This window comes from Victivallis lenta (assembly GCF_009695545.1).
GTDB classification, from domain to species: Bacteria; Verrucomicrobiota; Lentisphaeria; order Victivallales; family Victivallaceae; genus Victivallis; species Victivallis lenta.
In genome coordinates this window covers 1-6,584 of the sequence record NZ_VUNS01000058.1, presented here as the reverse complement: position 1 = coordinate 6,584, position 6,584 = coordinate 1, and the positions used below count along the sequence as shown (strand labels likewise).

8 protein-coding genes are annotated in these 6,584 nt (G+C 43.8%); 4 read left to right on the top strand and 4 right to left on the bottom strand.

Translation table 11 applies throughout. From position 1 onward, the window contains the following. Positions 1-225: 225 nt before the first annotated feature. Positions 226-720 carry a lincosamide nucleotidyltransferase Lnu(C) gene (lnu(C), locus tag FYJ85_RS22615; RefSeq protein ID WP_019543803.1) on the top strand — a complete coding sequence of 165 codons (495 nt, stop codon included), beginning with the start codon at positions 226-228 and terminating at the stop codon, positions 718-720. Positions 721-770: 50 nt separating this feature from the next. On the opposite strand, the gene FYJ85_RS22610 is transcribed toward lnu(C), so the two are convergent. After that, a complete protein-coding gene (locus FYJ85_RS22610; protein WP_154420950.1) occupies positions 771-1,166 on the bottom strand; it encodes a hypothetical protein in 396 nt (131 codons plus the stop codon). A gap of 344 nt (positions 1,167-1,510) precedes the next feature. On the opposite strand from FYJ85_RS22610, the gene FYJ85_RS22605 reads away from it, so the two are divergent. The 3 genes from FYJ85_RS22605 to FYJ85_RS22595 are packed head-to-tail and all read left to right on the top strand — an operon-like array spanning position 1,511 to position 3,841. Further along, the gene (locus tag FYJ85_RS22605) at positions 1,511-2,026 is read left to right on the top strand and encodes a LexA family protein (protein WP_235903265.1); all 516 of its coding nucleotides are present in this window, start codon (positions 1,511-1,513) and stop codon (positions 2,024-2,026) included. Between the two features lies 1 nt (position 2,027). Next, positions 2,028-2,588 carry a flavin reductase family protein gene (locus tag FYJ85_RS22600; protein WP_154420949.1) on the top strand — a complete coding sequence of 187 codons (561 nt, stop codon included), beginning with the start codon at positions 2,028-2,030 and terminating at the stop codon, positions 2,586-2,588. Next, on the top strand, positions 2,585-3,841 hold the full coding sequence (locus FYJ85_RS22595; RefSeq protein WP_154420948.1) for a Y-family DNA polymerase: 1,257 nt from the start codon (positions 2,585-2,587) through the stop codon (positions 3,839-3,841). Before FYJ85_RS22600 ends, FYJ85_RS22595 begins: the two co-directional genes overlap by 4 nt. 228 nt (positions 3,842-4,069) lie before the next feature. Here FYJ85_RS22595 and FYJ85_RS22590 read toward each other — a convergent pair whose 3' ends face one another. The 3 genes from FYJ85_RS22590 to FYJ85_RS22580 form a co-directional block, all read right to left on the bottom strand. Beyond that, positions 4,070-4,615 (bottom strand): P-loop nucleotide/nucleoside kinase family protein, encoded by a 546-nt coding sequence (locus tag FYJ85_RS22590; protein ID WP_154420947.1) that lies wholly within the window; start codon positions 4,613-4,615, stop codon positions 4,070-4,072. 199 nt (positions 4,616-4,814) lie between these two features. Further along, positions 4,815-5,591: an ANT(9) family aminoglycoside nucleotidyltransferase gene (locus FYJ85_RS22585; RefSeq protein WP_002578722.1), complete on the bottom strand. Its 777-nt coding sequence runs from the start codon at positions 5,589-5,591 to the stop codon at positions 4,815-4,817. 24 nt (positions 5,592-5,615) lie between these two features. Then, a complete protein-coding gene (locus FYJ85_RS22580) occupies positions 5,616-6,386 on the bottom strand; it encodes a nucleoside phosphorylase (protein WP_154420946.1) in 771 nt (256 codons plus the stop codon). Positions 6,387-6,584: the final 198 nt, after the last annotated feature.

Here is a 6,584-nt window from a genome sequence, read left to right as displayed (position 1 = left end):
ATCTTACTCTTATTGACAGAATATGATGCATTGTTGCATCATATTGACTGTCAATTTATTAACAGGGAGAAAAGTGTCACCTGTTTTTTACTGAAAAACAGAACCATTTATTCCCGCACATGACACTTTCGTTTTGGCAACATTGAAAACTGCTAAATGCAGAGATTTATCAAACAGACCAGCAGTTCCTCTGGTCGCCTAATTAGAATTTGTGGAGATGATAAGATGGTCAATATAACAGATGTAAAACAGATTCTTCAATTTGCAATAGATGCGGAGATTAAAGTCTTTCTTGATGGTGGCTGGGGTGTAGATGCTCTTCTTGGATATCAGTCAAGAGCCCATAATGATATTGACATTTTTGTAGAAAAGAACGATTATCAGAACTTTATAGAAATAATGAAAGCTAATGGCTTTTATGAGATTAAGATGGAATATACAACATTGAACCATACTGTATGGGAAGATTTGAAAAACAGAATTATTGATTTGCATTGTTTTGAATATACGGACGAAGGTGAAATTCTTTATGATGGGGATTGTTTTCCGGTAGAAACTTTTTCGGGTAAAGGAAGAATTGAGGAAATAGAGGTTTCCTGTATTGAACCATATAGTCAAGTAATGTTCCATCTGGGATACGAGTTTGATGAAAATGATGCACATGATGTGAAGTTATTGTGTGAGACACTTCATATCGAAATTCCAAATGAGTATAGATAACTGCAAATAACAGTTTGTAGGGGAGTTCTGATACTCCCCTATAAAAATGGCTATTTATCAACTGTTTGTTGTGACATAGCCTTAATTAAATATTTATTCTTGCTGTATTTTTTATTATACGCCCCGTAAACAATTATCTTATTATTCGGATCTATCTCAAAATAACGAGTATAACAGGAAATGATCCCCATGATACCAATAGCAGCAAAAAAAACTCCAACAAAAACAAATAAACCCACGTGTTGGCCCTGATTAATATAAGTATATATTGCATAGAAAAACCAAAAAAATGAAATTAAAAATACTATCATTAAAATAATTTTACAGCAAAATTTTAAATGGACACGCCAAATCCCATCTGCATCTTGCATAAAAGAAAATATGCAGAAGGTTTCATCATATCTGTTACGCGAATTTTCTGAACTATTACATCTTCCAATTATCATTTTTCCTCCGAAATTTATAGTATCATAAAGAAGTTACTAATAATTTTGGTAGCTCCCTTGGCAAATATTATAATTAAGAGAGCTATTTGGCACTTGTCATGTGCGGGAATAAATGGTTCTGTTTTTCAGTAAAAAAACAGGTGACACTTTTCTCCATGTTCATAAATTGACAGTCAATATGATGCAACATTGCATCATATTTCTGTCATTAAGAGTAAGATAACATAGGTATTTCTGATTGCAAATCAGAATTTCTGAATCACAAATCAAATTGGCAGACGTAGTGGAGCAACTTTCAGGAGAAGACAATCTGGAAACGCTCTCCGGGGCAGCCACTTTCCTCAATGCCCTTGCAAACCCTGTTTCGCAATGCTATCTTACGCATAGAAGAGATCTGGAAAAATAAACGCACAATGCATCAGAAGAAAACAGCGAAACAAACGGAATGCGGCAACCCGCCCCTGATGGCAACACCTGTCGTGGCGGGATTTCCTTCACCGGCGGAGCAGTATATCGAGTCGCCGCTGGATTTGAACGAACTGCTGGTTCACCGGCCTGCCGCGACCTTTTTTGTCCGCGCCGCGGGCGACTCCATGACGGGAGCGGGAATCCGCCCGGGAGATATCCTTGTCGTTGACCGCAGCCTCGAAGCGCGCGACGGTTCCATCGTGATCGCCTGCGTGGATAATGAATTCACGGTGAAATTCCTCCGTTCGGACGGGGAACGCTGGTATCTCCAGCCCGCCAACCGGAAATATAAACCCATCACGTTTTCCGAAGGAATGGAGCTCCGGATTTTCGGCGTGGTGACAGCGGTTATTCATCAGTTCGTCAAACTCTCAAACGGGAAAGGAACATAAAATGCGGAAAAATTTCGGAGCACAGACATGGCTTTATCCGATGCCGGTTCTGATTGTCGGAACCTATGACGAGAACGGTTCTCCCGACGCGATGAATGCCGCCTGGGGCGGGATTCATGACACGAATCAGATCGGCGTCTGCATTGACCCAAGCCACAAGACGGCGAAGAATCTGCTGGCGAAAAAGGCGTTCACCGTCAGTATCGGCGACGCGGCCCATGTGGTCGAGTGCGACTTCGTGGGACTCGTTTCCGGGAACAAAGAACCGGACAAAATGGCGAAATCCGGGTTGCATACTCACAAATCGGAATTTGTCGACGCCCCGATGATCGACGAACTTCCTATGACTCTGGAATGCCGCCTCGTCAGTTATGATCCGGCAACCGGCTGCACGGTCGGTGAAATCGTCAATGTCAGCGCGGACGAGCGGATTCTGGACGCCGACGGCAAAATCGATCCAAAGAAGTTCGAACCGATTACGTTCGATCCGGTTCACCATCTGTATCGGAAACTCGGCCCGGTAGTCGGAACCGCGTTCCAGGACGGCAAAAAACTGATATGATCGGGCTGGTGGACGGCAACAACTTCTATGTGTCGTGTGAACGGATCTTTGATCCTTCGCTCGAGGGGAAGGCTGTTGCTGTCCTCTCCAACAACGACGGCTGCGTGATCAGCCGGTCGCAGGAGTGCAAGGCTCTCGGGATCCCCATGGGAACGCCGTTCTTTCAACTGAAGCCGCGTCTGGAACAATCCGGCTTGATCCTGAAGTCCAGCAACTATGAACTTTACGGCGACATTTCCCGACGGGTGATCGCCACGCTTGGAGAGTTCGCGCCGGAAGTGGAGCAGTATTCGATCGATGAAGCCTTCATCCATGTGAATCCGCCCTCCGGCACGGACATGTTTGAATACGGAACACGAATCCGCCGGGCGGTTTTGAAATGGGTCGGCATTCCCTGCGGAATCGGTTTCGCGACGAGCAAGACGCTGGCAAAGATCGCGAACCATATCGGCAAAAAGCTCCCTTCCGGTGTTTTCGTCATGCCGGATGAGCCGCGGCCGGTGCTGGAAACGCTGCCGGTCGGGGAAGTCTGGGGCGTAGGACGCCGTCTTGCGCCGAAACTTGCCGCCCTCGGGTTACAGACCGCGTGGCAGCTTGCAGCGGCGGACGAGGGGTTTCTGCGGCGAAAATTCAACGTGACACTGGCGAAGACTGCCCTTGAGCTTCGGGGACAACCTCTTTTCGAACAGGAGGATCCGGAGGAACTCTCGAAAAGCATCAGCTGCTCCCGTTCGTTCGGGCATCCGGTCGTTGAGCTTGCGGATCTGGCCGAAGCCGTGGCGAACTACACCGCGCGGACGGCAGAAAAACTCCGCAGGGAAAAACAACTCGCGTCCGGGGCCAACGTTTATTTCCAGTATTACCCGGAATATACCCCCGTCGCACTGCCGGGAGGGTTTCATGCGACCACCATCACCTTTGAGACGCCGACTTCCAGCACTTCGGAGATGCTTCAGGCGATTCGTCCGAAGCTGAACGGGATTTTTCAGGAGGGCCGTCGTTACAAAAAGGCGGGCGTGCTCTTCTTCGGTCTGGAATCCGCCGAAAATCGCCAGATGGATCTCTTTGCGGATCATAGAAAAGCGGAAAAACAGGATCGCTTATCGGAGGCGGTGGATGAAATCAACCGGCGTTTCGGCCGGGGAAGTCTGTTCCATCTTGCGGAAGGGATCAAGAGGCCCTGGACGATGAAGCGCGAGATGCTGACCCCGTCTTACACCACCGACTGGAATCAGCTCCCGGAAGTGAAATAAGCAGATCGCCCCCCGGCTGTGAGGGGCATGCCGAACTGAGAGACTTTTCGAAGACGTCCTCAACCTCCTTGGGGAATGTGCGCAAATTTTCGAATGTTATCCAATAGTATATAGTAACTCAAAGACTTTCATCCCTATCTTTCCATAAAAAGTTGTCTAAGCTAAGGGAGAGGTTCAAGCATTTATTCACACAGATGACATACTAAAATTCCGCTTTCTAAAAATCGCTTAAGATAACAATACGGTTCCACTTGCAATTTTTTCTTTTACAGCAAAAACAGTCTCCTTGATAGAATACATTGTTGTTTCAATGACATTCGATTCATATATCCCAAGATTACAAAATTGCTTCCACATTGTTTCTACTAATTCGAGATTTGTTTTTCTATCTAATTTCGATCTTTCCACAGCTCGTCTCAAAGTTTCTTCCTTAGTGGCTCTTAAAACAATATAGTGTACTTCATAATCTTCTCGAACAAGGGCTCTCCATGGTTCTAAAAACCACGGCCCGACAATTCCATCTACAATTATATCATATCCGCCGCGGGCATAGCGCTTTGCAGCTTCTAAAAAGGCTTCAATGACAACTAAATTTTGTTTGTTGGACTCTGGTAAATGCGGCGGTATTGCTCCTTTGCTTAAATAATGAAAAAAGTCGTCTGTGTGCATATGCACAGATTTATCCATGTTCGATTCTTTTGCGACAATCGACGCAGTTGTTGTCTTTCCTGTTCCCGGCGAACCTGTAATCACAATAATTCTTCCTTGATTCATCTACATTCTCCCTCGCAATTCAGATTTACCGCTCTCTTTCTGATTTTGGAGCGTTTCTTCTCTCAAGATTGAAATGGGCGGGAAGCCATTTTAGGGCTTTCCCGCCTTGATTGCCCATCAGCAAAGACGGGCGGAACTGTCAACGGCGGCGCATTTATGCGCCGTTCATCTTGACCGTTGATTGGCCCCGCTAACTTTGCTACTCTGTTCTAAGTAATTCCTCAATTTGTTTTTTCATATATTCTACAAGTGCCATCGCTTCCTTTTCTACTGTCTCCCATTCATCAGACAAATTTCCCAAATAAGCTTCCTTTGCCGTTGTTAGCAGGGGGGGAAATCTCTCCGGCAATTTTAAAATTACCCATTTTGCGGCAACATCTTTTGTCGTGATTTCTTCTGTTACTAAAGTAAACCACATTCGTGATAAGGTTAATAACACATTTCTTTCATCACCCTTAAAGCTGGAAATCAAACCAGGTAAAGAAAACCGAATTGCTTTTTTAATTTCGTGAAATGGGATAGCGGGAATAAGCTCTTTGCTTTCCGCCCCCTTCAAAGTTATGCTATTTTTTCTTGCTTGCCATAATAAAATCATTATATCTGGGTCATTGCAGGCTTGCGGATATTCTCCTGCTTCCATCTCTCCCCTTAGCCATTCACCATACATATACTGACATTTTGGCGGAAATTGCAACGGAACAATATCAGATTGATTGATAATAGTTACCTCTAAAGGTCTTTTTTCAATACAGCCTACGGAGCCAGAAATTTTCAATAATTGCTTTGTTAGATCTGCTCTGATTGAATTACTCAATTCTTGTTTAGTAATTATCAGTATATCTATATCACTATCTGGACGCAGCCCATTCATTGTTGCTGAACCATATAAATATATCCCCAATATTTGACCTTGTAATATGGTTTCTGCTATTGAAATAACTTGATTTACTTGTTGTGGAAATTCATTTATATTCATTGTAACTCCTATATGTATTTATTTTTACTCCTCAACAACTGATAAAACAGCGTCTAAGGCTAATTCTAAGGCTATGGATATACTTGTTTTTCCCCATTCTCTTTCTTGGTATTTATGAGGGTCTGCAAGAGTATCGGCTGAAAAAAGCAGCATAGCCCATGTAACTTTTCTAAATTTTGCACACGCCGCCAATGCGGAACATTCCATTTCTACTACTTGACATCCCTCTTCTTTCCGATACTGAACCATTTCTACTGTTTCTCGATAAAAACCGTCTGTTGTCCATGTTTTAACTTCCCAATATGGTATATTCTTTTGGCTTAAAGCAGATTCAATCGCATTTATACCAGCCTTTGAAATCTCTACTTCTCGGGAGGGAGGAAGATAATGGTAAGATGTTCCCTCATCTCTCAATGCAGAAACAGGTATCAAAAATCTATTTTCCGGGATGTCTTCCAATACGCCACAGGAGCCGACGGAAATAATCTTTGTTACACCCCCTGCAATTAAATATTCTAAAACTTGGACGGCAGCAGCACTTCCCACAGGAGCCGGACATAGACATATTTTCTCCTGATTATAAAGACATTCATAAATAGGATATCGTCTTGTTGCACTTTCAAATTCATCTATCTGTATTCCATCATGGGTATGTGCATAATTTTCAACCTCGTCTCCTAAAAAAGCAAACACTGCTTTTGCAGGAAAACATTTTTTCTCATTTCCCGGCTGAAAAACAGCTTTTGATGCGGTATCGTACTCTAAAACAGGGTAGTCATGCTTTACTAATGGCATATTATTATCTCGAATAACAGGCTATTATTCTATTCCTAAAGTTTTCCTGAAACTGGTTCGATGAGAAGTATTATACAACGGAGAAAATGGAAAAGCAAGCAGAAAATCCGTGGGAGCTGAAAGATTTTCTGCAACACCCTGCAAAAATGTCACTCGAGGAAATTTCGGAAGCGATTTTCCTGCGAATGTCGGCGAAAG

Excerpts from the sequence above, each read along its gene's own strand:
- FYJ85_RS22580 (WP_154420946.1), bottom strand. The coding sequence starts at position 6,386 with ATGCCATTAGTAAAGCATGACTACCCTGTTTTAGAGTACGATACCGCA.
- FYJ85_RS22590 (WP_154420947.1), bottom strand. The coding sequence starts at position 4,615 with ATGAATCAAGGAAGAATTATTGTGATTACAGGTTCGCCGGGAACAGGA.
- FYJ85_RS22605 (WP_235903265.1), top strand. The coding sequence starts at position 1,511 with ATGCCCTTGCAAACCCTGTTTCGCAATGCTATCTTACGCATAGAAGAG.
- FYJ85_RS22600 (WP_154420949.1), top strand. The coding sequence starts at position 2,028 with ATGCGGAAAAATTTCGGAGCACAGACATGGCTTTATCCGATGCCGGTT.
- FYJ85_RS22595 (WP_154420948.1), top strand. The coding sequence starts at position 2,585 with ATGATCGGGCTGGTGGACGGCAACAACTTCTATGTGTCGTGTGAACGG.
- FYJ85_RS22610 (WP_154420950.1), bottom strand. The coding sequence starts at position 1,166 with ATGATAATTGGAAGATGTAATAGTTCAGAAAATTCGCGTAACAGATAT.
- FYJ85_RS22585 (WP_002578722.1), bottom strand. The coding sequence starts at position 5,591 with ATGAATATAAATGAATTTCCACAACAAGTAAATCAAGTTATTTCAATA.